Origin of the sequence: Alkalinema sp. FACHB-956 (assembly GCF_014697025.1) — a bacterium.
In the GTDB taxonomy this organism is placed as follows: Bacteria; Cyanobacteriota; Cyanobacteriia; order Leptolyngbyales; family Leptolyngbyaceae; genus Alkalinema.
Genome location: NZ_JACJRC010000001.1, coordinates 469,655 through 494,494, shown reverse-complemented (window position 1 = coordinate 494,494; position 24,840 = coordinate 469,655). Strand labels below are relative to the sequence as shown.

Annotated in this window: 18 protein-coding genes; 12 read left to right on the top strand and 6 right to left on the bottom strand. The window is 51.2% G+C overall.

The genetic code is table 11. From position 1 onward, the window contains the following. Positions 1-35: 35 nt before the first annotated feature. The 3 genes from H6G21_RS02010 (at position 36) to H6G21_RS02000 (ending at position 3,372) form a co-directional block, all read left to right on the top strand. A complete protein-coding gene (locus H6G21_RS02010) occupies positions 36-1,049 on the top strand; it encodes an Npun_R2821/Npun_R2822 family protein (protein WP_242041585.1) in 1,014 nt (337 codons plus the stop codon). A gap of 272 nt (positions 1,050-1,321) precedes the next feature. Next, entirely contained in the window at positions 1,322-2,239 is a 918-nt protein-coding gene (locus tag H6G21_RS02005; RefSeq protein ID WP_190569940.1) for an Npun_R2821/Npun_R2822 family protein, read from the top strand. 152 nt (positions 2,240-2,391) lie between these two features. Next, positions 2,392-3,372 (top strand): NAD-dependent epimerase/dehydratase family protein, encoded by a 981-nt coding sequence (locus H6G21_RS02000; protein ID WP_190569938.1) that lies wholly within the window; start codon positions 2,392-2,394, stop codon positions 3,370-3,372. Positions 3,373-3,625: 253 nt separating this feature from the next. On the opposite strand, the gene H6G21_RS01995 is transcribed toward H6G21_RS02000, so the two are convergent. The 3 genes from H6G21_RS01995 to H6G21_RS01985 all read right to left on the bottom strand — a co-directional run bounded on the left by H6G21_RS01995 (position 3,626) and on the right by H6G21_RS01985 (position 9,697). Beyond that, on the bottom strand, positions 3,626-5,902 hold the full coding sequence (locus H6G21_RS01995; RefSeq protein WP_190569936.1) for a PAS domain S-box protein: 2,277 nt from the start codon (positions 5,900-5,902) through the stop codon (positions 3,626-3,628). A gap of 110 nt (positions 5,903-6,012) precedes the next feature. After that, positions 6,013-8,292, bottom strand: coding sequence for a PAS domain S-box protein (locus tag H6G21_RS01990; protein WP_190569934.1), 2,280 nt, complete (start codon positions 8,290-8,292; stop codon positions 6,013-6,015). A gap of 217 nt (positions 8,293-8,509) precedes the next feature. Beyond that, on the bottom strand, positions 8,510-9,697 hold the full coding sequence (locus H6G21_RS01985) for a glycosyltransferase (protein ID WP_190570478.1): 1,188 nt from the start codon (positions 9,695-9,697) through the stop codon (positions 8,510-8,512). Positions 9,698-9,867: 170 nt separating this feature from the next. On the opposite strand from H6G21_RS01985, the gene H6G21_RS01980 reads away from it, so the two are divergent. Together H6G21_RS01980 and H6G21_RS01975 are read left to right on the top strand one after the other, a co-directional pair. After that, positions 9,868-10,845, top strand: a complete 978-nt coding sequence (locus tag H6G21_RS01980) for an ABC transporter permease subunit (protein ID WP_190569932.1) — start codon at positions 9,868-9,870, stop codon at positions 10,843-10,845. Between the two features lie 76 nt (positions 10,846-10,921). Further along, positions 10,922-12,010 carry an amino acid ABC transporter permease gene (locus tag H6G21_RS01975; protein ID WP_199306959.1) on the top strand — a complete coding sequence of 363 codons (1,089 nt, stop codon included), beginning with the start codon at positions 10,922-10,924 and terminating at the stop codon, positions 12,008-12,010. A 54-nt stretch (positions 12,011-12,064) separates the two neighbouring features. Here H6G21_RS01975 and ispF read toward each other — a convergent pair whose 3' ends face one another. Next, positions 12,065-12,541 carry a 2-C-methyl-D-erythritol 2,4-cyclodiphosphate synthase gene (gene ispF, locus H6G21_RS01970; RefSeq protein ID WP_190569930.1) on the bottom strand — a complete coding sequence of 159 codons (477 nt, stop codon included), beginning with the start codon at positions 12,539-12,541 and terminating at the stop codon, positions 12,065-12,067. A 392-nt stretch (positions 12,542-12,933) separates the two neighbouring features. On the opposite strand from ispF, the gene sppA reads away from it, so the two are divergent. The 6 genes from sppA (at position 12,934) to H6G21_RS01940 (ending at position 21,228) form a co-directional block, all read left to right on the top strand. Continuing rightward, positions 12,934-14,739: a signal peptide peptidase SppA gene (sppA, locus tag H6G21_RS01965; protein WP_190569927.1), complete on the top strand. Its 1,806-nt coding sequence runs from the start codon at positions 12,934-12,936 to the stop codon at positions 14,737-14,739. A gap of 135 nt (positions 14,740-14,874) precedes the next feature. Next, the gene (locus H6G21_RS01960; protein WP_190569925.1) at positions 14,875-16,113 is read left to right on the top strand and encodes a VWA domain-containing protein; all 1,239 of its coding nucleotides are present in this window, start codon (positions 14,875-14,877) and stop codon (positions 16,111-16,113) included. Between the two features lie 59 nt (positions 16,114-16,172). Beyond that, positions 16,173-16,937 carry an ABC transporter permease gene (locus tag H6G21_RS01955; protein ID WP_190569923.1) on the top strand — a complete coding sequence of 255 codons (765 nt, stop codon included), beginning with the start codon at positions 16,173-16,175 and terminating at the stop codon, positions 16,935-16,937. A gap of 77 nt (positions 16,938-17,014) precedes the next feature. After that, positions 17,015-17,875 carry a circadian clock KaiB family protein gene (locus tag H6G21_RS01950; RefSeq protein ID WP_190569921.1) on the top strand — a complete coding sequence of 287 codons (861 nt, stop codon included), beginning with the start codon at positions 17,015-17,017 and terminating at the stop codon, positions 17,873-17,875. 181 nt (positions 17,876-18,056) lie between these two features. After that, positions 18,057-19,205, top strand: a complete 1,149-nt coding sequence (gene cofH, locus H6G21_RS01945; RefSeq protein WP_190569918.1) for a 7,8-didemethyl-8-hydroxy-5-deazariboflavin synthase subunit CofH — start codon at positions 18,057-18,059, stop codon at positions 19,203-19,205. Positions 19,206-19,482: 277 nt separating this feature from the next. Beyond that, positions 19,483-21,228 carry a DUF3352 domain-containing protein gene (locus tag H6G21_RS01940; protein WP_190569916.1) on the top strand — a complete coding sequence of 582 codons (1,746 nt, stop codon included), beginning with the start codon at positions 19,483-19,485 and terminating at the stop codon, positions 21,226-21,228. A 41-nt stretch (positions 21,229-21,269) separates the two neighbouring features. Here H6G21_RS01940 and H6G21_RS01935 read toward each other — a convergent pair whose 3' ends face one another. Continuing rightward, entirely contained in the window at positions 21,270-22,253 is a 984-nt protein-coding gene (locus H6G21_RS01935) for a CbiQ family ECF transporter T component (RefSeq protein WP_190569914.1), read from the bottom strand. Positions 22,254-22,554: 301 nt separating this feature from the next. Between H6G21_RS01935 and H6G21_RS01930 the strand changes: the two genes are divergently transcribed. Next, complete coding sequence (locus H6G21_RS01930; protein WP_190569912.1) at positions 22,555-23,880, top strand: PhoH family protein; 1,326 nt, start codon at positions 22,555-22,557, stop codon at positions 23,878-23,880. Between the two features lie 43 nt (positions 23,881-23,923). Here H6G21_RS01930 and cobA read toward each other — a convergent pair whose 3' ends face one another. Further along, entirely contained in the window at positions 23,924-24,703 is a 780-nt protein-coding gene (gene cobA / locus H6G21_RS01925; RefSeq protein ID WP_190569910.1) for a uroporphyrinogen-III C-methyltransferase, read from the bottom strand. Positions 24,704-24,840 lie beyond the last annotated feature (137 nt).

Genomic DNA, 24,840 nt, shown 5'->3' with positions numbered 1-24,840 from the left:
TGATTGCAAGTGTAGTGGAAGCGTAGTTGAGGGGAATGGGTAAACGCATGGATGGCATTTGTACCCTGGCAAACGATCGGGTTCTCGATCAAACGATCGCGCTGCTCAACAGCATTGAAGCGACGATGGGGCCGGAGTTTCCCGTTTGCATTTTCCCCTACGACGATCGCTGCGATCGATTAGCGGAGGTGATTCAAGCCCGCCCTCAGGTACAAATCTTTCGCGATCGCGCCGTGCTGGCCTATTGGGATCACTGGGCGCGGGCGATGTGGGATGCCTGTCCCCAAGCCAAGCAGCGCTGGCAGGAAATTACGACAGATCCCTACTATCGCTTTGGCACCCATCGTCGCTTGGCTGCGTTTTATGGGCCCTTCGATCGCTTTCTCTACATGGATGCGGATACGTTATTGCTCCAGGATGTACGTCCCTTATTTCAGCAATTAACAACCCATGACTGGATCGTCTACGACTTCCAACATCGCGATCTCTCCCATGTGTACAATCATCGATCGTCAAAATTGTCGCAGGTGTTTGCGAACGATCGGTTAGCGCGAGAAATTTTCTGTTCAGGTTTCTATGCGGCGAAGCGAGATACCTTTTCTGAGACGCAGTTGCAGGAATTACTAACCCATTTACAATCGGGAGAGTCAGAGATTCTCTATTGCATGGCTCCTGACCAAACGCTGTTGAACTATTGGGTGATGCGATCGAATTTGTCGGTCTATAACCTCGCGCTAGAACTGCCGCTGGAAGCACAAACGGGCTGCTGTGTAACGTCGGATCATTTTGTCTATCGCGATCGACAGCTCTATGATCATGAAGTTCCGCTCACCTATTTACATTACATTGGTTTATCGTCCAGTTTGTTTCAACGACTCTGTGCGGGGGAAAATCTGGCGTTGCCCTACCGCGACATTTTTCTACAATACCGCTATTGGCACGATCCCAGCCAGCAGCCCCGCTTTGTTGGCAAACCGCGTTCCGGCGATCGCCCCCCCTTGGCCGATCGAATTTTGAAAAAACTATGCCGTACCCCGATCGGTCGCTAATTTCTATCTTGCTGGCTCATAATCACCTCGGGGAATCGATCGTCTCTCCGCTGTTCCCCAATCTTCAACTGCGGTTAGACGATATTTTGCCGCGATAATCGCAAGTTGTGATAATCACAGGCTTCTAAGTTGACAGGTTTTTAAGGCATTGTGGTTAGGGCGATCGCGCTAGAAATTTGCGTAGGAATTGGCGGAAGGGATTTATTTCTGCCTCTGAATTGGGCACCCTAATGCAGTATCCTGCGTTGAACGCACCTTTGAAGGAGTTCGCCATGAGTCGTGGCATTTACATCACAGCGAATGATAAAGTGACCGATCATGCGATCGCGCTCCTGAATAGCATTCGTTTATATGACACCGAAACCCCGATCGTTTTAATTCCCTACGACGACAACTATCACAGCATTGCCGCCCTGCTGAATCAACGATTTGGCGTCACCGTCTATGAAGACTTGGAATTGATCGATCGACTGTCTCGGCAGTTGCATGAGACCTTTGGGGGCAACTTCTTTGCACGGCCCAACCAATTCCGCAAGCAAGCCTGTTGGTTTGGCCCCTTCGAGGAATTTCTCTACATCGACACCGACATTGTTGTTTTTGAAAAGATTGTTGATAATCTCAACTATTTGCAGGATTATGATTTCCTCTGCTGCGACTATCAACATCGCGGGGGCATCAAAAACGTCTTTTCTGAAGCCGTATTAACCCAAGGCATTTTCACTGAGCAAGACTTGCAAGATCTGTTTAATGGCGGTTGGTGGGCGTCCAGAAAAGGGGTAATCCAGGAAAAAGACTTGCTGGAAACCTTTGCTGAATGTGCTCAACACCCTGAATTCTTCGACTTTTCCCAAAAAACCTCCGACCAGCCCATCATCAACTACATGATTCTCAAGCGGGTGGCCAAACGCTTCAACGTCGTGCGGCGGGAAGGAGGTGCCCCCGGTAGCTGGGCGGGCAGTCCCCAGTTTGTGCTGAACAACGATCGCCCCTTCGACCCCACCTGCAATCAGCCCTTACAGTATCTCCACTGGGCGGGCATTCGGATTCAACCCGGTTGTCCCTACTGGGATCTGTGGGCCAAGCATCGCTACCTCGGCGAAGAGATGCCCACCTTTGAAACCCCGACTGCTCCGGTCAAATCGCCCAAAGCTAGCTTTTTAAAGCGATTAGTGAATAAAGTCAGGGGCTAAGATCGAGGATTTCTGGGGTGCCACCCGCCAATCCGCAGAACTAGGATTGAACTCAGAGAGCACTCAGCAAATTTCTGTTGAGGGATGAAATCGCGGATGGCGAAGGACAGGCTTTCAATTTACAGTATTATCCTGACCCAATAGGATGCCGTATGGGAATAAATGTTGTAACAGGTGTGGCTGGATTCATCGGTTCTCATGTCGCCGAAACCTTGTTAAAGCAAGGCGATCGGGTGATTGGGATCGATCACTTTAACGATTACTATGATCCGCAGTTGAAACGGCGAAACTTGCAAAGTTTTGTGGATCATCCGAATTTTCAACTGATTGAGGGCGATATTCAATTCCTTGACTGGAATTTATTGCTTCAGGATGTGGATGTTGTCTATCACCAAGCGGCCCAGGCCGGGGTGCGGGCCAGCTGGGGCACAAGTTTCCGGGCTTATACAGAGCGCAACATCAATGCAACCCAGGTGATGCTGGAAGCAGCCAAGGATGCGAAACACCTGCAACGGTTTATCTACGCATCGACTTCGTCCATCTACGGCAACGCGGAAACCCTGCCCACCTACGAAACCATTCCGCCCCAGCCCGTTTCTCCCTACGGCATTACCAAGCTAGCCGCAGAACGGTTGTGTGGGTTGTATCACGACAACTTTGGTGTTCCGTTTGTCTCCCTGCGTTACTTTACAGTCTATGGCCCTCGTCAACGGCCAGATATGGGCTTTCACAAGTTTTTTAAGGCTGCAATGAACGATCGCCCGATCGATATTTTTGGCGATGGGCAACAAACCCGTGATTTTACGTTCATTAGTGATGCAGTGGCCGCCAACTTAGCCGCAGCGAAAGCCCCTGGCGCAGTGGGGGAAATTTTCAATATTGGCGGTGGCAGTCGGGTTGTGCTGGCAGACGTGCTGAACCTGATGGAGGACATTATCGGCAAACCCATTCAGCGCAATCACATTGAGAAGGCACGGGGCGATGCAAGACATACAGCAGCCGATGTGACCAAGGCACGGGAAATCCTGGGGTACAATCCACAGGTAGCCTTGCGCGAGGGCCTGGAGCAAGAGTGGGCTTGGATTCAGGAATTGTACGCTGAAGCGACTTCGGTGAGTTCGTCGGTCAGCTAAGGGAACAGCGCATCCATCCCGTCAGCAGAATGCAACCGTTATCTATTGTTTGAGTTTGGTATCGCGATAAGTCTGTGGCAGGTTGACTCTGTTACAGACTTTTTTCTTGCTACAGACTTTTTTCTTGAGTCCGCAACCGCCACTTTGAGGCGGAGGCAGCCAATAGACCTCTGAGCATTAAAGCGCGATCGCCCCTGGCAACAGATAACAGATAACAGATTGCCATCGACCCACAGATTGCCATCGACCCCCGTTATCGATGGGGAATTCGAATCACAAGTTCCGTTCCATGACCCACTGTGGAAACACAGGTCAGATGGCCTTGGTGTTTATCAACAATAATTTGGTGGCTGGTGGATAGTCCCATCCCTGTCCCTTGCCCCACGGGCTTGGTCGTGAAAAATGGGTCGAAGATATGACTTTGAATGTCTTCCGGAATTCCTGGGCCATTATCCGCGATCGCAATTTCCACCCACTGCTTGCCACAGGGGTCATCCAGTAACGCAGTGGTAATCGTAATTTGACTAGGATGAGCTGCTATTTCTGGGAGTTTGCGATGACGATCCCTCTCATTGAGTGCATCGATCGCATTGGCTAAAATATGCATGAATACTTGATTCAGTTGCCCAGCATAGCATTCCACTTGCGGTAATGTGCCGTACTGTTTAACGACTTGAATTCCGGGTTGGTTGTCTGTTCCATTGAGGCGATTCTGTAAAATCATTAATGTGCTGTCAATGCCTGCATGGATATCGACGGCTTTCACATCCGACTCATCCAACCGGGAAAATAGGCGTAGAGACTTCACGATTTCGCGAATGCGTTCTGTTCCACCTTTCATGGAACTTAAGAGTTTGAGCAGATCTTGATTGAGAGACTCTAGATTAATGGCTTCAATCTGATTGACGATCGCGGAACTCGGGTTCGGATAGTTTTTCCGATAGAGTTCAACAATATTCAACAGATCTTGGGTATATTCTGCTGCATAGGTAATATTGCCATGGATGAAATTGACGGGATTATTAATTTCATGGGCAATCCCTGCAACCAATTGGCCGAGGCTCGACATTTTTTCATGGTGCACCATTTGCGCTTGCGTGCGCCGCAATTCCTGTAAGGTGATTTCCAGTTCCTGACTTTTGGCCTGTGCTTGGGTATAGAGATCGGTGTGGTCAATGGCGATCGAAACTTGATTCCCAACAGCATTCAGTAAATCAATTTCCGCTTCACTCCAGTGGTGGTATTTTTGGGAATATAGACAAAATAGGAGGCCAATGCGATCGTTCGCCGTTCTAATAGATAAAATCACATCGGATTTAATATTGAGTGAATCTAGTAAAGTTCGAAAGACCGGATCCTCAACCTCTCGACTGTCATTAATCACAATCGTTTGATGCTGTATGAGCAAATCGGAAGCATTCCCCAATAAAGAGACGGGATATTCTCCGACGTAGCTGGGAAACCCGTCGGGTCTGACATCCATAATGATTTCCCAAACAGATTCTTCTTCCTGGGGGCGTAACCAACCGAACCCGCAATAGTCCAATTCAAGAAGCTCATGTAAGGCTTGAATTGTCGTTTCAATAACTGTATTTAAACTTAGTGCATTACAAATTTGATTGGTGATTTGACTGAGAAGGGTTTTATAGCGATTTTGTTCTTGGAGTTGAGCCTCTGCTACTTTTCGATCGCTGACATCCCGAGCAATTCCATGGAAACCAATGACTTGGCCCAATTCGTTTTTGATAGGCGAGTTATTACAAACAATCCAAATCCAACTTCCATCCTTCCGCCGAGTGCGAAACTCAAGCCCTGATAGCTTTTCTCCGGTTTGCAACAAATGCTGACTACTAGCAATCACCCGAGGTAAGTCGTTAGGATGGATGAAAAGACCAAAGGGTTTGAATAAAAACTCTTGCACCTCGTAACCATACATGGTTTTGAACTGAGGTGACAGATAGGTGAAGTTCCCCGCAGCATCGACTTCGTAGATGAGATCATCTGCATTTTCGATAAAGTGCCGGAATTTCGCTTCACGTAAGCTAATTTCTAATTCGATTTCTTTTTGTACGGTAATATCAGTCGCCGTGACGATTAATTGTTGAATACCCTGTTCCCCCCAGGAGAGCGGCTTGACCGTCAGTAACCACCAAGTGCGATGACCGTCGAGTTCGAAATATTCTTCAAAGGAAATCGCCTTTTGAGCGGAGAAACAAGCTTGATATCGACGCAGATAGAGGTCTGCAATGTTAGCTGGAAGGGCTTCGCACACAGTCTTTCCTAGCAAATCATTGACGGGAATAGGACTGGTGCGAGCCATCGTCGCGTTGAATTTGACGTACCGGAAATCCTGACCATTGTCGATGACCTCTAAGACAAAAATGCCATCTAAGGTATCCCACAATTGTCGTAAAACTTGGGGTTGTAAAACTTGGGGTTGTAAAACTTGGGGCTGTAATAATGCGGGTTGTTCTGAAGAAAGAACCCCATCCGTAAACGAAGTGCCAGGGCCATCAATGGGAACTTTCATAAAACTTTAGCCTAGGTAGAGGAAGTAGGGGGAACGATACTCAAGAACGATTCTCAAGGACTCTCCACAATAATTCCAGAATTCCCTATGCGTACCTATAGTTTACTATTCTAACGATGGGGAATGCGAATCACGAGTTCCGTGCCGTGACCCACGGTTGACGAGCAGGTCAGACTCCCTTGATGTTTATCGGCAATAACTTGATAGCTGGTGGATAGTCCCATCCCCGTCCCTTGACCCACGGGCTTGGTCGTAAAAAATGGGTCAAAGATTCGGCCTTGAATGTCTTCAGGAATCCCTGGGCCATTGTCCGCGATCGCAATTTCCACCCACTGCTTACCGTCGGATTCCTCCAGCAACGAAGTTGTAATGGTGATTTGGCTGGGATGAGCTTCCATCTCTGGAATGGAACGATGCTTATCCCTTTCCTCTAAGGCATCGATCGCATTGGCCAAGATGTTCATGAAAACTTGGTTGAGTTGGCCTGCATAGCACTCCACGGAAGGCAAGGTACCATACTGTTTAATGACTTGAATCCCAGGACAATTTGGCTTACCTTTGAGACGATTCTGTAGGATCATTAATGTACTATCCATGCTTTCATGAATATCGACAGATTTCACATCCGATTCATCCAACCGGGAAAATAGGCGCAGGGACTTCACAATTTCGCGGATGCGTTCCGTTCCCACCTTCATGGAATTCAGTAGCTTCAGTAAATCTTGACTGAGAAACTCTAGATCAACTTCTTCAATATAGTCGGCAATGGCGGAGGTCGGGTTAGGATAGTCCTTCTGATAGAGTTCAATTAACCCCAGAAGGTCTTGGGTATATTCTGCGGCATAGTTGATATTGCCATGAATGAAGTTGACAGGATTGTTAATTTCATGGGCAATTCCTGCAACCAGTTGGCCAAGGCTCGACATTTTTTCATGGTGCACCATCTGAGCTTGCGTGCGCCGCAATTCCTGCAAGGTGATTTCCAGTTTTTGGCTTTTTGCCCGTGTTTGGGCATAGAGATCAGCTTGGTCAATGGCGATCGAGACTTGACTCCCAATGGCATTGAGCAACTCAATTTCCGGGTCACTCCAGTGGTGGTATTTTTGGGAATACAAACAAAATAGAAGCCCAATGCGATCGCCCGCAGTTCTGATGGGCAACGTGACATCGGACTTAATGTTAGATGAATCTAGCAAAGCTCGAAAGACTGGATCTTCAACGTCTTGACTATCATTAATGATAATCGTTTGATGTTGTATGAGTAAGTCAGAACCGCTGCCCAATAAAGAGGCTGGATACTTTCCTACATAGCTCGGGAAACCCTCAGGTCTGGCATCCATTATGATTTCCCAAATGGGTTCTGCTCCGTTGGGGTGGAACCAACCAAATCCACAATAATCCAGTTCAAGCAGCTCATGTAAGGCGTGAATTGTCGTTTCAATAACTGTGTTTAAACTCAGTGCATTACAAATTTGATTGGCAATGTGGCTGAGGAGCGTTTTGTAGCGAGTTTGCTCTTGGAGTTGGGCTTCTGCCACTTTACGATCGCTGACATCCCGAGCAATTCCATGGAAACCAATGACCTGACCCAATTCATTTTTAATAGGGGAATTATTGCAAACAATCCAAATTGAACTGCCATCCCTACGACACGTTCGGAATTCCAGTCCTGATTGGCGCTCTCCAGTCAATAATAAATGTTGGTTACTTGCAGCTACTCGGGTCAGATCGTCAGGATGGACGATCGAGACAAAGGATTTTCGTAAAAACGCTTTCACCTCATAGCCATACATGGTTTTGAACTGAGGCGACAGATAGGTGAAGTTCCCTGCGGCATCAACTTCGTAGATGAGATCATCGGCATTTTCGACAAATCGTCGAAACTTCGCTTCACGAATTCCAATCTCTGCTTCGATTTCCTTTTGTGCGGTAATATCAACAGCGGTGGCGATCAATTGCTGAATGCCCGCCGTCCCCCAGCACAAAGGCTTGACCGTTAGCAACCACCAGACCCTATTTCCTTCTAATTCAAAATGTTCTTCAAAGGAAACCGTTTGGGCAGAATTAAAACAAGCCTGATACCGTCGTAAACAGATGTCGGAAATCGTTGGAGGAAGTGCCTCTCTCACCGTTTTCCCCAACAGATAATCGACAGGAATAGGACTGGTGCGAGTCATCGTGGCGTTGAACTTGACGTACCGAAAATCTTGACCGTTTTCGATGACCTCCAATATAAAAATGCCATAGTCGATCGCATCCCACAACTGTTGTAAAAACTGAACCTCTTCAGGAGAAAGGGATGCATCAAGAACCAATATTTCAGCAGCATTGGGGCTTGTAAAAGTGGCTACAGGAGGAACTTGTGCACTCAAATCAACGGGAACTACCATAAAACCTTAGCCTAGATAGAGGGAGCGCGGGAACGATACCGAAAGACATCTATGTATGGTTCCAGAATTCCCTTCGTGCACCAACATTCCACCATTAGGCTAACAATTCCCGAATATTTAGCGATATTACGATCGCCTTCTTGACGTTCAATTCACCTTAAATCAGTAAATCTACGGGGTTGGCAATTATTGCCTCAATAGATTTACGGAGCATTTTCTATAACATTCCCAGATCTCTTAATGACTGCTGAAGTCGCTGAGCTTCTGGAGACCCTTGTTGTTGATGGAGGGCGATCGCTTGCTGAAAGGCTGCACGGCTCCCAGCCCCATCGCCAATTTTCAGCAAGACCACCCCCAGGTTTTGATAGGCATCGGCGTAGTCTGGTTGCAGTTGGATGGCCGTTTGATAATGCCCGATCGCCCCTGCCAAATCGCCCAATGCCCTCAGCGTCATACCTAGGTTGTAATGGGCGATCGTGAAATCGGGGGCGATCGCTAAGGCCTGTTCGTAGAGTAACTTTGCAGTTTCCAAATCCCCATGGGTTTGCCGCAAAGCAGCCCAGTTATGCAGCGCACCGAGTTTGAGCATCGGCAGGATTGGCTGCTGCATGGCTTGCTGATACTGTTCATCAGCTTGTAAGGGTTCCTGTAATTCTTGGTAGACAGAACCAAGATGATAATGCAATTCGTACCGAGTTGATACATCGATCGTTTCTGCTTGCAAACCTCGTTGTAAAAGTTCAATTCCCCGTGTTGTTTCTCCCATTTGAATATACAACGCACCTAATTTGCTACAGACGTAGGGATCGTTGGGATGCTGGGCTAAGAAGCCTTCCATAGTGGTGCGAGCTTTCTTCCATTTATCCCGTGCAGCAATCATTTCCGGTTGATAGCCATCATGCCAAATGGCGATGTCTGGTAAGTTAATAATTTCCCAGTGGGATTCCTGCTGTAATAGCGTCTCCACACTGTCGTCAATCATGGCGTGGTAAGGCCGCTGAAAGTAGATAGCAGGGTGTTTCCGAAAGAGGCGCGAGACGAGGGAATAGGGAGCTTGGGGGGCTCCGACTTCTTGGCGCACGAGGTTGATGACTAAAGCCTTGGAATTTTGGATGGCGGTTGTTAAGGCTGGCACGATCGCGGGGAGCAAAACTTCATCGGCATCCAGAACTAGAACCCATTCTCCGGTCACATAGGGCAGCGCAGCATTGCGAGCCGCAGAAAAATCATCACACCAGGTAAATTCGTAGACCTTTGCGCCGTAGGATTGGGCGATCGCGATCGTCTGATCCGTTGACCCCGTATCCAGCACGATCATTTCATCAACCACATCTTTCACACTATCCAAGCAGCGGGGAAGATTGGCTGCTTCGTTTTTGACAATCATGCAAAGGCTGAGGGACATATTGAGAGACGTACTGAGGGACATCCAGCGGTTTATGCAACGGGGGAACGGGACTAGGCTAGGAACGCAGCCCCGATCGCGTCATCCAACGAGGGAAGATCTTTTTGGCGTGCTTTCCAGTATAGGATTCTCTGCTGGATAATAGATGAATGGCGCATCACGGAAGATCTATGAGTTCCACTGGCCGAAATCCAAATCAACGACAGACAGACCCATCCCTGGGGCCACCCTCGCGGCCAAAGACTCGCTGGTGGCGACAGGCAAAGTTCTGGCAATTCTTTTGGCAGGCGATCGTCGTTCTCTTCGTCGTTGCAGCATTAAGTTATTTAGGCTACAACCTCGATCACAACCTCAAACGACTGGGAATTCGGCTGGGGTTCAAATTCCTAGAATCACAGGCGGGGTTTAGTATTGGCGAAACGCCGATCGCCTACCAACCCAGCGATCGCTACGCCATGGCGATGTTTGTTGGCTTTCTCAACTCTCTGCGGGTGATTGTGAGTGGGATTGCGATCGCGACGTTAGTGGGGTTTGTGGCGGGCGTGGCGCGGTTGTCCAATAACTGGCTGCTGCGACAACTGGCTAAGGTCTATGTGGAAACGCTGCGCAATATGCCGCTGTTATTGCAACTGCTGTTCTGGTACTTTGTCTTCACCAGTTTGACCAAGTCGGATCAGGTGGTCTCCTTTGGCCTGATCCAGTTCAGCAAAGGGGGCATTAATCTGTTGGGGTTGCCACTCTCTCCGGAATTCTCGGCGCTGCTCACGGGGCTGACGCTGTACACCGGAACGTTTATTGCCGAGATTGTGCGGGGGGGAATTCAATCCGTTCCCAAGGGGCAGTGGGAAGCAGCCCGATCGCTGGGGTTATTGCCGGGTCAAACGTTGCGGTTCATCATTCTGCCTCAGGCACTCCGATCTATGATTCCGTCCCTGGCCAACCAATATTTGAACCTAGCGAAGAATTCCAGTTTAGCGATCGCCGTGGGCTATCCCGATCTGTATGCGGTCTCGTCTACCACATTTAACCAAACGGGGCGTGCCGTGGAAGTGATGATTCTGATTTCCCTGACCTATCTTTCCCTCAGCTTATTGATCGCCTGGGTGCTCAATCAATTCAATCGGCGTGTCCAGCTTGTGGAACGGTAACTGGGAACTCCTGAGCACTGTCACTTGTTGGAATCCATCTTTGACCGATCGCTTGCAATAATCCATTAGAGTTACGATGATGCAGAATTCCCAGCCTCCGACTCCTCCAAAAGCACAGACGAGACAACAAACGCTACAACAGATTCCACAATGGTTACAGAAGAATCTGTTTAACACAACGTTGAATAGCCTCTTGACCCTGCTATGCCTTGCGTTTTTAGTCTGGGTGGGCTATGGGTTTTGGAGTTGGCTGGCACAGGCCCAATGGACGGTGATTACGGCAAATCTGCGCTTATTTTTCGTGGGGCGCTATCCGGTAAATCAGGTGTGGCGGCTGTGGGCTGTATTGGGCGTATTTGTCGGAATGACTGCGCTCTGGACTGTGCCCCAATTTATGCAATCTGTGCAATCCCAACGGGTGCAATCCCAACGGGTCAAGAAGCGCATTCAGTTAGTATTCTATGCCCTGCTTCCGATCGCTTTCTGCGCGATCGCCTACTTGGCCAATGGCGGCTTAGGGCTGAAGTTTGTCCGCACAAGTTTATGGGGCGGCTTGTTTCTGACGCTCTTGACTGCCGCAGTCAGTATCTTACTAGCGTTTCCGTTCAGTATCTTGCTGGCCCTAGGCCGACAGTCTACCTTGCCGATCGTGCGTTGGGTTTGTACGGGTTACATCGAACTGGTGCGGGGCTTACCGCTAATCGGGATTTTATTTATGGCGCAGGTGATGCTGCCGTTGCTGCTGCCCGATGAAATTCGCCTCGATCGGGTGGTGCGGGCGATCGCAGGACTGATGCTGTTTAACGCGGCCTATCTGGCGGAAAATGTGCGATCGGGTCTCCAGGCGATTCCCAAAGGACAGACCGAAGCGGCCAAAGCTCTCGGACTCAATACGATTCAAACATTGACTTTAATCATATTGCCCCAATCGTTACGCATTTCTACCCCTGCCATTGTGGGACAGTTTATTTCTCTATTCAAAGATACGTCGTTACTAGGATTGTTTTCGATGTTTGAACTAACGGGAATTTCTCGCACAATTCTGTCCCAACCAGACTTTAGCGATCGACAAACGGAAGTGTATTTATTTATTGGCTTCATCTACTGGATGGTCTGTTTCAGTATGTCCCAGGTCAGCCGCAAGCTTGAGAAGCAGAAAGCTTGAGAGGCAGAAATGAGCCTGCATTCAGCGGCCCGATTCCTGCATTCTCGACACCCGCTATTTTTCAAGCAACACCACCGCATAGGCGATGATTGCGTCCTCCCGTCCTACCGCGTCCTGTTTCTCATTAGTCGTCGCTTTGATGCCAATTAAATCGGGATCGATGTTGAGCACTTCTGCTAGGCGATCGCGCATTGCAGGAATGTGGGGTTTGAGCTTGGGCCGTTCTGCGATCACCACCGAATCCAGGTTCCCAATCCGCCAACCCCGATCGAGAATCAGTTGATGAACCTGTTCCAAAAGCTTGAGGCTATCTGCACCTTTCCATTGCGGATCGGTCGGCGGAAAGTAGTGGCCAATATCCCCCAAACTGAGGGCACCCAGCATCGCGTCCATAATGGCGTGGGTCAGGACATCCGCATCACTATGCCCCAGTAAACCTTTGGAATGATCGATTTTAATTCCGCCTAGAATCAAGTCCCGCCCTTCTACGAGGCAGTGTAGGTCATAGCCGTTGCCAATTCGAATTGCCATAGGTTTACTAATGGTTGACTAATCTTCAAAACATCGATACTTTACCAGCTTACGGGATCTTGGCTGATGGTATGCCGGGACGATGCAGTCTACCGAGACGATCGGGCTACGATGCCCCTCAGCTCGATTTCAGATCAGCGCGATCGCAGAACCAACCTCCTCCCCCTGATTTACTGGCCACCGTCCATAAATTGTTAACCGAATCCGGGTTCTCCTGATTAGCATAGAGAAGACAAGTACATTGCAAGATCAGCGATCGGGTTAGCGAATCTTGTTGGCAAATCTTGTTGGCAAATCTTGTTGGCGAATTTGGGCCTAGCAGGAAGTCCAACCTTTCAACCTTTGACCGATCGTCGTGATTGCTCCTGTCGTCCCATTTCTTCGGTTCTTCTATGCGCGACTTCCTTAAGACCACCCTGGCCACTCTTGTAGGGCTGTTGATTTTCTCCGGTGTCAGCCTCGGTGGCCTGCTCTTTCTCATCATGGGGCTGGCGAGTTCTCGCAGCACCGGCCCGCAGGTCAAAGATAAAACCGTGTTGGTCATGGACTTGGCGCAGCCGATTACGGATTCCCAACCGGAACGGAGTCCTCAGGAAGTAGTGAATGATACCGTTGCTGGCAACCTTCAGAGCACAGTCACCCTGCGCACGGTATTAACCACGATCGATCAAGCCGCTAAGGACGATCGCATTCTGGCCCTGTACCTGACCGCCCGCGATTCCTCCAGCCGCAATGGCTCCGGCTATGCCACCCTCAAGGAAGTCCGCGAAGCCCTGCAACGATTTAAAGCATCCGGGAAGAAGATCTACGCCTACGACGTGGAATGGGGCGAGAAGGAATATTACCTCGCGTCGGTGGCAGACAATATTGCGGTCAATCCCATGGGGGTAGTGGAAATGAACGGTCTGAGTTCCCAGACAATGTTCTTTTCCCAGGCTTTACAGAAATTTGGGGTGGGCGTGCAGGCGATCTGGCGGGGGAAATATAAGTCGGCGGTGGAACCGTTTTTGCGCCAACGGAGCAGTAATCCCAGCAAAGAACAAACCACCAAACTGTTAAATGACATTTGGGGCGAATTTTTAACCGCAACCGGCAAGGCGCGCAATTTAGATCCCAATGTTTTGCAAAAGCTCTCGGATACCAAGGGCATTTTGACCGCAGCAGATGCCAAGCAAGCCAAATTGGTCGATCGCGTGGTCTATGCCGATGAAGTGTTGGATGAGTTGAAAAAGCTAACGGGTGAAGAAGACGAAACGAAATCCTTTCGAGGTATTTCCCTGCGGAACTATGCTGAAGCCATCAGCGATCGCGTCGAAAAAGTTTCAGAAAATCAAATCGCTGTGGTCTATGCCGAAGGTGAAATTGTTAACGGTTCAGGAGATGTCGGACAGATTGGGGGCGATAGTTTTGCGAGAACGCTGCGCAGACTGCGACAGGACAAGGATGTAAAAGCCGTTGTCCTACGCATTAATAGTCCCGGTGGAAGTGCCACGGCCTCCGATATCATTCAGCGGGAAGTGATTGTCACTCGCAAGGTTAAACCCGTCATTGTCTCCATGGGCAGTGTGGCGGCTTCGGGGGGCTATTGGATTGCCACCTATGGCGATCGGATTTTTGCAGAACCGACGACGATTACCGGGTCGATCGGGGTGTTTGGACTGTTGCCCAATATTCAAAAACTGGCCAACGATAATGGCATTACCTGGGATGTCGTCAAAACAGGCAAATTTGCCGATGGAGCAACCATTTCCCGCCCGAAAACCCAGGAGGAAATTACGATCGTTCAACGCATTATTGGCCAAATTTACGATCAGTTTCTCACTAAGGTAGCGGAATCCCGCAAGCTCGACAAAGCCAAGGTGGCGGAAATTGCCCAAGGCCGAGTTTGGTCGGGGGCCGAAGCGAAAAAAATTGGTTTGGTGGATGAGTTAGGGGGATTGGAAGCGGCAATTAAAGAAGCGGCCAATCGGGCAAAATTAGGCGATAACTGGCAGGTAGAGGAATACCCTGAACCCACTAGCTTTGAAGAACGGGTGCTGCGGAGTTTGTTTGGTGCCCAGATAGAAGCTCAGCCCCAGGGCAATGATCCGTTTACCGAAGAATTTAAGAAGTTACAGACCGAGTTTAATACCCTGCGATCGCTCAATGATCCCCGTGGGATTTACCTGCGGATGCCGGAAAATTTGCGGATTGAGTAGGGAAGGCTCCCGTTTCTGGAAAACGCTCAGTTGGATGCGTAGACTTGGGTAAACCACGATCGCTCCATCCAACGATCGTTCCATTGAACAGATTTTTCGATCGCTCAGCCTCACCCGGTTCCCAAGGATTTTTCTATGAAAGTTGGTCTAGAAATTGCCCTCAGCGACGTCCAACTGGACGTAACCCAAGCCAACAGCCAACGCCAAGCGGCCATCTCCGTTTTTGCGATGCCGGAACCCAGCAGCCGAGAGGTTCCTCTCAACCTCTGTCTCATCCTGGATCACAGCGGTTCCATGCGGGGTAAATCCCTGGACACCGTTAAACAGGCGGCCAAAGGGCTGATCGAAAAACTCACCCCCGGCGATCGCATCACCATCATCGCCTTCAACCACGAAGCCCACGTCCTCGTGGCAAACCAAACCGTTAACCAGCCCGCTGACATTCAATCCCAACTGGATGCCCTCACCGCCACCGGCGGCACCAACATCGACGAAGGCTTAAAACTCGGCATCGAAGAATGCGCTAAGGGCAAACAGGGCACGGTCTCGCAAATTTTCCTGCTGACCGACGGCGAAAACGAACATGGCAACAACGATCGCTGCCTCAAACTGGCCCACGTGGCCACGGGCTACGGCCTGACAATTAATGCTTTGGGCTTCGGCGATAACTGGAATCAGGATATTCTCGAACAAATTGCTGATGCAGGCATTGGGGCCTTGGCCTACATCGCTGCGCCGGAACTAGCCGTGACGGAATTCGATCGCCTGCTGAACCGGGCGCAATCCGTCGGCTTGACCAACGCCCACCTGATGCTGAAATTGGCCCCCAACACCCGCCTTGCCGAACTGAAACCCCTCGCTCAGGTGGCTCCGGAGACGATCGAACTGCCGGTGACGATGGAAGGCGACATCGCGATCGCCCGGTTGGGAGATCTCCTAGTCGATGCGCCCCGCGTGGTACTGGCCAACCTCTATTTCGATCAGCTTCCGGAGGGTAGCCACACCGTCGCCCAAGTCCAAGTCCGCTACGACAACCCCCTGACGGGCACCACCACCGCCTCCGATATCTCCCCCATCACCCTGCAAGCCGTCCCCACCTACACCCCCCAGCCCAACCCCGCTGTCCAAACCCACATCCTGGCCCTGGCCAAATATCGCCAAACCCAAATCGCCGAAAACAAGCTGCAACAGGGGGACAAAACCGGAGCGGCCACGATGCTGCAAACCGCTGCCAATACTGCCTTGCAAATGGGCGATCGGGCGGGAGCCACGGTGCTCCAGGAAACCGCTACCCGCTTGCAATCCGGTGAAACCCTTTCCGAACGCGATCGCAAACAAACCCGCATCGCCTCCAAAACTGTCCTCCAGGGATGATTCCTGCAGCCTCTTAGCTTTTAGGGGATAATAACAGGGCTTGTCTGGTAGGAATTGCAGTGGATACGCCTACACAGTTGATCTTTGCGCTGGGGTTAATTGTCCTAACCCTAATTCTCGCTGCTTGGCAACGGTTGGATCTGCTCGGGAGTGTGGTGGTGGCTGCGGGGCGATCGATCCTGCAAATGATCGTATTTAGTTATATTCTGGCAACGATTTTTATCGTGCGCGATCCGGTTTTAACCCTCATTGCGGTCTTGGCGCTCCTGCTTGTTGCCGCGATCGTCACCCAAAAACAACTCAGCCAACGGATCCCCTACCTCTTGCCCATCACCCTCGGTTCACTCTTCCTGGGCAGTAGCGTCACCCTGGGCTATGTGTTCACCTTTGTGGTGCAGTCCACCCCTTGGTACGAGCCGCGCGTTTTGCTACCGCTGTCGGGACTGGTCTTTGCCAACGCCATGAACGGAGCCGCGATCGCCGGAGAGCAGTTCATCCACAGCCTCAGCCACAACACCCAGGAAATTGAAACCCACCTCAGCCTCGGAGCCAGCCCCACGATCGCCATTGCCCCCTACCGCCAAGCCGCGATTCGAGCCGGACTGTTGCCCACCCTGAACGCTCTGACGATCGCGGGGCTGGCAATCCTGCCAAGTTTTATGGGAGGCACCTTACTCGCTGGCTTCGATCCCCTGCAAGCTGGAGCCTATCAACTCCTGATTCTCTTCATGACCCTGCTTGCCACACTGATCACCCTCCTGGGTCTTCTGGCAGGCATCACCCAACAATTTTTTACACCGGCTGCCCAGTTGCGCCGCTGGTGATCCACAATGGTGGGTAATTCCCCGTAGTTTATCCAACCGCTGGGAATCATGAAACGTCAGCCGTTTCTCCTAACCTAATGGAACACCTCTCCGTTCCCAAGACCTTCAAGGGCATTGCTCTTTTTACTCCAGGCGGAGATTTAGTTTATTGTATTGACGCAAACAAGCAGTCCCGTTGGCACCTCCATCTCTGTGCAGCCTTGCAGGATTGGCTGGGACTCTCAGAACCGCCTCATTTTCTCTTGCCTTGCTATACCGCAACGGTCGATCGCTGGCAGGACGCTCACACTGGAAAAGTCAACACTTTAGCGACCGCCGCTCCGGGTGTGATTCGTTACCGTGTCTTGTTAGAAGCGTTATTTGGCCTCGAACCGCAGCAGTGGCAAACCGTACAAACAACCCCAGAACTCTGTACCCCCCGATTACTATCCACCTACCGCCAACAATTTCCAGTCCTGTGGGAATGCCATGACTGGGTCATTCGCCTAGACGACACCGATCGTCCATCCCCGATCGAGCCATCCCACCCCATCATTCCTGCCCCCTTCTCACCCTCCCACTCTCCCACACCCCACACCCCACACCCCCACACCCCACACCCCCACTCCTCCACTCTCCCACTCCCCACTCTCCCACTCCCCCATTCCCCCATTCCCCACCCAACTCCCTCCCCCACCTACGTCTTCCATCTCTATCTCTCCAGCCGTAGTGGCAATGTCCAACGCATCTTGCAAAATCTCCATACCTTGCTGGAACAATGTATCGATCAACCCTACACACTCAAAATGATCGATATTTCCAAGAACCCAGAACAAGCAGAACTCGATCAAGTGACTGCGATGCCCACCTTGGTGCGGGTGAGTCCTTTACCCATGCGACGAATTGTTGGAGACTTGGAAGATGCCGATCGGTTGCTGAGCCTACTGAGTAGCCCTTAAGTTGCAGCTTGAATTGCAGCCTGAACAGCAGCTTGATAGTCTGCTATCGCCTAGCGATCGTGTTGCTTCGACAAGCCCATGGCCTAAAGCTCACTGCCTAGCCATCTTCCTATAATCGCCACTGCATCCCCTGCTTTCTAGTTCATTCTTTTCAAAGTCGATTCATAAATTCCTATCAGCAATGTATTTAGAAACCAGTCAGTTATCCTTGGATACCCTGTTGAACCATGCCTTAGCAGGGCATGATTTATCGCCAGAGGAAGGCTTGTACCTGCTGCGTCAAACCAGTCCCACAGCACTAGAGGCCATTCGTGAAACCGCCGATCGCCTTCGCCAACAGCAAATCGGCGACACCGTCACCTACGTGGTCAATCGCAATATTAACTACACCAACATTTGCGAACAGCATTGCAGCTTTTGCGCGTTTCGGCGCGATGCGGAGGAATCGGGAGCCTATTGGTTAGATTGGGACACCATTTTGGCCAAGGCGACCGAAGCGGTGCAGCAAGGCGCAACGGAAATTTGTATGCAAGGGGGCCTCAATCCCCAGGCCAAAATTGACGATCGGGCCTTACCCTATTACCTAAAATTAGTCGCTACGATTAAATCCGCCTTTCCCCATTTGCATCTCCATGCCTTTTCTCCCCAAGAAATTCAATTTATTGCGCGGCAGGATGGCCTAACCTACGGCGAGGTGATTGCGGCATTGCAGGCAGCGGGGGTCGATTCCATGCCCGGAACGGCAGCGGAAGTCCTGGATGACACCGTGAGGCGCGTCATTTGTCCAGAGAAAATTAATGCAGCCACTTGGGTTGAAATTATTCACACAGCCCATACCTTAGGGATGCCCACCACCAGCACAATGCTGTCGGGGCATATCGAAACCCCGGCCCAACAAATTGCGCACCTAGAACAACTCCGGCAACTGCAACAAAAAGCCCAGCATCGCGGCGATCGCGGCATTACGGAATTTATTTTGCTGCCCTTTGTCGGCCAAGAAGCCCCCAAACCGTTGCGCAGTCGAGTCGGACGGGATCAACCGGATTTAGCCGCCTCGTTACAGTTAACTGCCGTCGCCCGCATTTACCTCGGCAACTGGATTCCCAACCACCAACCCAGTTGGGTCAAATTGGGTTTACCGGGCGCGATCGCTGCGCTGACTTGGGGCTGCAATGACATCGGGGGCACATTGATGGAGGAACATATCACCACCATGGCAGGTGCGATCGGGGGCACTTGCCAAACCGTGGAGACCTTAACCCAAGCGATCGCCAGCCTCGATCGGCCTGCCCAGCAACGGGATACGCTGTATCGATCGATTTCAAGGTGATTTTTTGAAAAATTGTTTTTTCTTGGGAAATTGTGATTGTTTCCTGAAAATTCCGTTGGAAAACCACAAAAACCGCACAGTGTTTGACGAAGAGTCCTGCAACGCGGGTCTAGACTCGACATTGCGTCCCTAGATTCGATCGTCGTATTCCAGAAAATAATCGACTAATCTTAATTTTTTCTGTGGAATTGCTGCTCAAGCCGCGTGAAGAATGGATAGACTCTGGTACATTGGCTGTTGATAGATTGCAATGGCATTGCTTGATCCCGGTTAGCGAATGAACGCCAAAACCCTCTTCCAGAAGAAACCTAATTCCTTCCTGCTGCCCCTAGCGGGAGCCGCTTTCCTGATTGTAGGGGGCGGGTTTGCCTTCTGGACCTTGACTCGCCCCAATTTTGCTCCGGGCACGTTGCCGAGTGGCGCAACCCTGATTCCCCAGGATGCGCTCATGGTGGTGTCCTTCACCACAGACGGCAACCAATGGCAACAATTGCGCACCTTTGGCACGCCCCAAAGCCAAGCAGCACTAGATCAAAACCTCGCCCAATTGCGCGATCGCTTCCTGACGGCCAATGGACTGAGCTACGAACAGGACATTCAACCGTGGATTGGCCCGGAGGTCACCCTGGCCATGCTGTCGCCCCAATCGGAATTGGAACCGCCGAAGAATGGTCAACCGCCCCAACCCGCCAATGCCCAGCCCGCGGTCCTGGTTCTTCCGATTAACAATGCCTTAAAGGCGAAGGAAGTCTTCGATCGGCCCCGTAATCTTCCCGGACGGCAATGGACAGAGCGCACCTACCAAGGGATTCAAGTTCGGGAGGCAAAGGGGGAACAACCCTCGCAGAATGTGGATATTGCCGCGATCGACGGCAAGTTTATTCTGGTGTCCAATAGTGCTCGGGCCATCGAACGGGCGATCGAGACCCATAAAGGGGGAAAATCCCTGGCGGGGACTCCGGGCTATGCCAATGCCCTGGGACAAATCCAGAAAGGACGCGGGTTTGCCAGTGTCTATATGAACCTGCCAGAAATGGTGATGTCGGGTAACGCCAACACCAATCGCAACCTCCCGCAACAGAGCCTTGAGCAGGTGAAGCAGAGCCAAGGTTGGGCCACGGTGGCGAATCTTGAGAACGATGGGATTACGCTCAACAGTGTGTTCTGGCTGAAACCCGATGGCGATCGCAAATTCTCCGTGCGCAACACGGCCAAAACGATGCCGACCCGCTTACCCGGAGATACGGTTCTGATGGCCTCGGGGGGGGATTTTAAGCAGTTCTGGACAGACTACACCCGCGACTTTGCCACAATGCCCGTCAAGCTGCTCGATCCGGTCAGCTTCCGGCAGGAGGTGAAGGGTGCGCTGGGGATGGATCTAGAGCAGGATTTTGTCAATTGGATGCAGGGTGAATTTTCGCTTTCCCTAGTGGCAGCGCCTCCGGGTAGTCCGCCGACCACGCCGATCGGGTTAGTAATCATGGCTCAGACTAGCGATCGTCGAGCGGCGGAAAAGGCCCTGAAGCAACTGGACGAAACCATGGCGAAGAAGTTCAGTTTCAAGGTGGAAGCAGGGCAAGTATCGGGGCAAGAGGTGGTGAACTGGCGGATGCCCTCGGCGGAAGTGGGCATTACCCGTGGTTGGCTAGATGGCAATGTAGCGTTTCTCACCCTGGGGGCTCCGGTGGTCTCCAGTCTGCTCCCCCGTCCCGCTAATACGCTCTCGGCGAGTCCATTGTTCCAGAAGGCGATCGCGCCGAGTAACGATGCGGTGAGCGGTAACTTTTTTATGGATGTGAAACGGGCCGGTGGCTTTAAGGGGCTACCGCTATTGCGCTTTCCTGAAAGTAGTCAAGTCTGGTTGGATGCCATTCAAGCGATCGGGATTACCACCGTCGTCACCAGCGATCGAACGACTCGCTATGATGTGACCTTGTTGATGCAAAAGGGCGATCGACCCGGCGACCTGCCCAGTCCGAGCCTCCCCAGTCCCAGTGCTCCGTCCTCCGGCCCATCTAAGTAACTAGCCTTTGTGACGGGAGTTCCATGCTCAGTGCCCCTAACTCAGCTAGTCTCAGTCCCCCAAGCCAATCTAGCAATCCATAGCAGGGCCAGAACCCCTAGCGAGACCCAATCCCAGTGCCGTAACTGTAATTCATGCCATTCCACCCGATGGCGATCGGGACTGGTAAATCCCCGGACTTTCATCGCACTGGCAATTTGTTCTGCCCGCAACAGTAAGTTCTCTAACAGGCGTTCTGCAACTAAAACCCACACTTTAATCGTGCGTTTTAACCCCAGCTTTTTCCAATCGATCGCGCGAGTACGAATCGATCGCACCAAGTTTTGAAATTCTTCCAACACCAGCGGAATAAATCGTAGTGATAACGTAAGTGTCAATGCAATTTCAGTCACCGGAATTTTAAACCGCCGCAAGGGTTCCAGTAAATCTTCCAAACCTGCCGTAATTTCCTCTGGAGCTGTGGTGAGTAAATACAGCGTCGTGCTATACAGCAATGTGAATAAAAGCGTGGCAAACCGCAGCGCTAAATTGAGCGATCGCTGGGTAATGGTAAACACACCGAACTTGGCCACAACATAATGATAATCCGTGGGCTGAGGCAATTTCGGGGCGGCCTTCGCTTCGTTGGATCCCCCCCCTAGCAAACGACTGTACCAAGGTTTTTCCGCTGGCAAGGGAGCCATCTGAGCCGGTTGCTGGGAAAAGACTAATTCATTCTCCGGAAACCGAGGCTGAGGATTCACGTTCAAGCCATCCGGCGCGATCGCAATCAACACCCCCACATACACACAGAGCAGCGTTAACCACCCCATCTGCTGCCGCCACACCCGCAGCGGAATCTTGGCACTCATGGTTAACCCCATCAGAGCCACGACCAAGCCAATTCGCCATTCCACCGTTGCCAAAAAGGGAGCCGCTAGGAAACTCATGAGCCACGCTAACTTCGTCCTAGGATCCAACTTGTGCATCCAGGTAATCGGCTGTTCCAGATACAGTCCCAGGGGCAAAGAGCGCAGCAGATCCATACAACAACGTGATCCAGAGAAGCAGTTTGGACAGAAAAGCGAATTCAGGACGGTGAATGTCGGCAAAATTCACACCCGTGGATCACCCACAGACACCCATATCTTCAGAATCTTCAGAGTCTTCAGATATCTTCAATTAGTGTAGTCGGGATTGTTCAAAGTCTGCTGAGAGAATTGTGAGTTTCCGCATGATCGATCGGCCTTTCTGTCGAACGCCCCTTGCATGAACAAACGCGATCGACCGTGCCATTGACAGATTGAGAGGGGTATACTGCCATCACATATATCACTCAGCCTGTGCATGAATAAATCCTTTGTCCTGGACACCAACGTTCTGCTTCACGACCCTGCTGCTATCCATCGCTTTGGAGAAAACGATGTCGTGTTGCCCATTACGGTCATCGAAGAGCTCGATCGCTTCAAGAAACAGCCAGAGACGACCGGACGGAATGCACGTCAAGTGTCCCGTATGTTGGATGAACTGCGCCAGCAAGGAACGATTATTCAAGGCATTCCCCTGGATAACGGAGGCACCTTGCGGGTTGCGCTCTGTCATCGAGAAACGCTGCGGGAGCTGCCGCCGGAACTAGAGGGCGATCGGGCGGACAATGAGATTTTAGCGGTGGCGCTGGAACTGCGGCGGCAATGCCAATGCCCCGTTGTCCTAGTCAGCAAAGATACGAATCTACGGATCAAGGCGGATGCCCTTGGGTTAGATGTCAGTGACTACGAAACCGATAAGGTCGATATTTCGGATCTCTACACAGGCTCAGCGGAAGTCCTTGTCGATGCTGAGGTGATTAGTCAACTCTTTCGGGAAGGGGGCGTGATACTCCCCGGAGAATTTTTCCCGAACCAGGCCATTACCTTGGTCAACCAACTCAACCCTTCCCACACCGCCTTAGCGATCGTCGATGGCAGTGGCAAAAAACTGGTGCCCATTACCAAGTTTCCCCATTCCGGCATTTCCCGCATCCAGCCCCGCAACCGAGAACAAAGTTTCGCCTTTGATTTACTCCTGCGGGATGACATTCAATTAGTCACGTTGGTCGGCTTTGCGGGCACCGGAAAAACACTCTTGGCGATCGCAGCGGGGCTGCACAAAGTAGCCGATGAACGGCTCTATTCCCGTCTGTTGATTTCCCGGCCTGTGGTGCCGATGGGTCGGGATATCGGCTATCTCCCCGGTGACATTGAGGAAAAACTGGCCCCTTGGATGCAGCCGCTGTTCGATAACTTTGATCTCATTTTTGGGACTCAGGACAGTACTGGCAAGCCCTCCCATTGGCGCAAAGGCCATGAGGAGCTGATTGAACGGGGGTTGTTGCAGATTGAACCGCTGACCTACATTCGGGGGCGCACCTTACCGCAGCAATTTCTGATTGTGGATGAGGCGCAGAACTTGACCCCTCACGAGGTCAAAACGATTCTGACTCGGGCAGGGGAAGGCACCAAAATCGTTATGACAGGCGATCCGGATCAAATCGATAACCCCTACGTGGATGCGGCCAGTAATGGCTTGACCTACGCAGTGGAGCGATTCAAATCCGAGGCGATCGCAGGTCACATCACCTTGGCACGGGGTGAGCGATCGATCTTGGCAGAGCGGGCAGCGGCTCTGTTATAGCCTGTCACCCAACCATTCTAGAGCTGTGCGGTAGAACGTCTGCTCAAGCCATCACCAACGCTGGGGGGGCTTGAGTCACAACTTCGCGAAATTGCACGACGTTGCCAATCACTGCGATCGCAGGGGCTGTGAATTTACTCTCTTCTACCGCTTGCAAAATTCCGCCTAGGTGGCCGATCAATTCGGTTTGATCGGGACGGGTACCCCAGCGGATTAACGCGATCGGAGTTGTATCAGATAACCCAGCATCGATTAAGGCTTCAACAATGTGAGGGAGATTGTGTATCCCCATGTAAACGACAATGGTTTCAGCACTGTGGGCGATCGCAGACCAATTGACATCGGGGCGGTATTTCTCAACCGATTCGTGACCGGTAACGAATATCACCGAGGAACTGTAATTCCGATGGGTTAAGGGAATGTTTGCATAAGCAGGGGCTGCAATGCCTGAGGTAATGCCCGGAACGACCTCGACGGAAACTCCCGCTGCCACCAGATCTTCCATTTCCTCGCCGCCCCGCCCAAAGATAAATGGATCACCGCCCTTGAGTCGCACCACGATCGCGGCGTCCTGGGCCTTTTCAATCAGTAATTTCGTCGTCTCTTCCTGCAACAACGAATGCTGTCCTCTGCGTTTGCCGGCATGAATTTTTTCAGCTTGAGGATTGATCATTGCGAGGATAGGCGGACTGACTAATGCGTCATAGACTACAACATCCGCACATTCTAGAAGCGCTTTGCCTTTTAGCGTCATTAAACCAGGATCGCCTGGGCCTGCACCAACGAGATAGACTTTACCGAAGGCCATAGAACGCTGGGTCATAGAGGTGTCACACTGAAACCACGACGGTGAATAAGTAGGGCGAATTAGAAAAATATTAAAGATACAGGAATGAAAAAGAAAAAACAATGGATCAAGATTGAATCCATGATTGCGTTAATCAAGATATTGCAGCCAAT

Excerpts from the sequence above, each read along its gene's own strand:
- H6G21_RS02010 (WP_242041585.1), top strand. The coding sequence starts at position 36 with ATGGGTAAACGCATGGATGGCATTTGTACCCTGGCAAACGATCGGGTT.
- H6G21_RS02005 (WP_190569940.1), top strand. The coding sequence starts at position 1,322 with ATGAGTCGTGGCATTTACATCACAGCGAATGATAAAGTGACCGATCAT.
- H6G21_RS02000 (WP_190569938.1), top strand. The coding sequence starts at position 2,392 with ATGGGAATAAATGTTGTAACAGGTGTGGCTGGATTCATCGGTTCTCAT.
- H6G21_RS01995 (WP_190569936.1), bottom strand. The coding sequence starts at position 5,902 with ATGAAAGTTCCCATTGATGGCCCTGGCACTTCGTTTACGGATGGGGTT.
- H6G21_RS01990 (WP_190569934.1), bottom strand. The coding sequence starts at position 8,292 with ATGGTAGTTCCCGTTGATTTGAGTGCACAAGTTCCTCCTGTAGCCACT.
- H6G21_RS01985 (WP_190570478.1), bottom strand. The coding sequence starts at position 9,697 with ATGTCCCTCAGCCTTTGCATGATTGTCAAAAACGAAGCAGCCAATCTT.
- H6G21_RS01980 (WP_190569932.1), top strand. The coding sequence starts at position 9,868 with ATGAGTTCCACTGGCCGAAATCCAAATCAACGACAGACAGACCCATCC.
- H6G21_RS01975 (WP_199306959.1), top strand. The coding sequence starts at position 10,922 with ATGATGCAGAATTCCCAGCCTCCGACTCCTCCAAAAGCACAGACGAGA.
- ispF (WP_190569930.1), bottom strand. The coding sequence starts at position 12,541 with ATGGCAATTCGAATTGGCAACGGCTATGACCTACACTGCCTCGTAGAA.
- sppA (WP_190569927.1), top strand. The coding sequence starts at position 12,934 with ATGCGCGACTTCCTTAAGACCACCCTGGCCACTCTTGTAGGGCTGTTG.
- H6G21_RS01960 (WP_190569925.1), top strand. The coding sequence starts at position 14,875 with ATGAAAGTTGGTCTAGAAATTGCCCTCAGCGACGTCCAACTGGACGTA.
- H6G21_RS01950 (WP_190569921.1), top strand. The coding sequence starts at position 17,015 with ATGGAACACCTCTCCGTTCCCAAGACCTTCAAGGGCATTGCTCTTTTT.
- cofH (WP_190569918.1), top strand. The coding sequence starts at position 18,057 with ATGTATTTAGAAACCAGTCAGTTATCCTTGGATACCCTGTTGAACCAT.
- H6G21_RS01940 (WP_190569916.1), top strand. The coding sequence starts at position 19,483 with ATGAACGCCAAAACCCTCTTCCAGAAGAAACCTAATTCCTTCCTGCTG.
- H6G21_RS01935 (WP_190569914.1), bottom strand. The coding sequence starts at position 22,253 with ATGGATCTGCTGCGCTCTTTGCCCCTGGGACTGTATCTGGAACAGCCG.
- H6G21_RS01930 (WP_190569912.1), top strand. The coding sequence starts at position 22,555 with ATGAATAAATCCTTTGTCCTGGACACCAACGTTCTGCTTCACGACCCT.
- cobA (WP_190569910.1), bottom strand. The coding sequence starts at position 24,703 with ATGACCCAGCGTTCTATGGCCTTCGGTAAAGTCTATCTCGTTGGTGCA.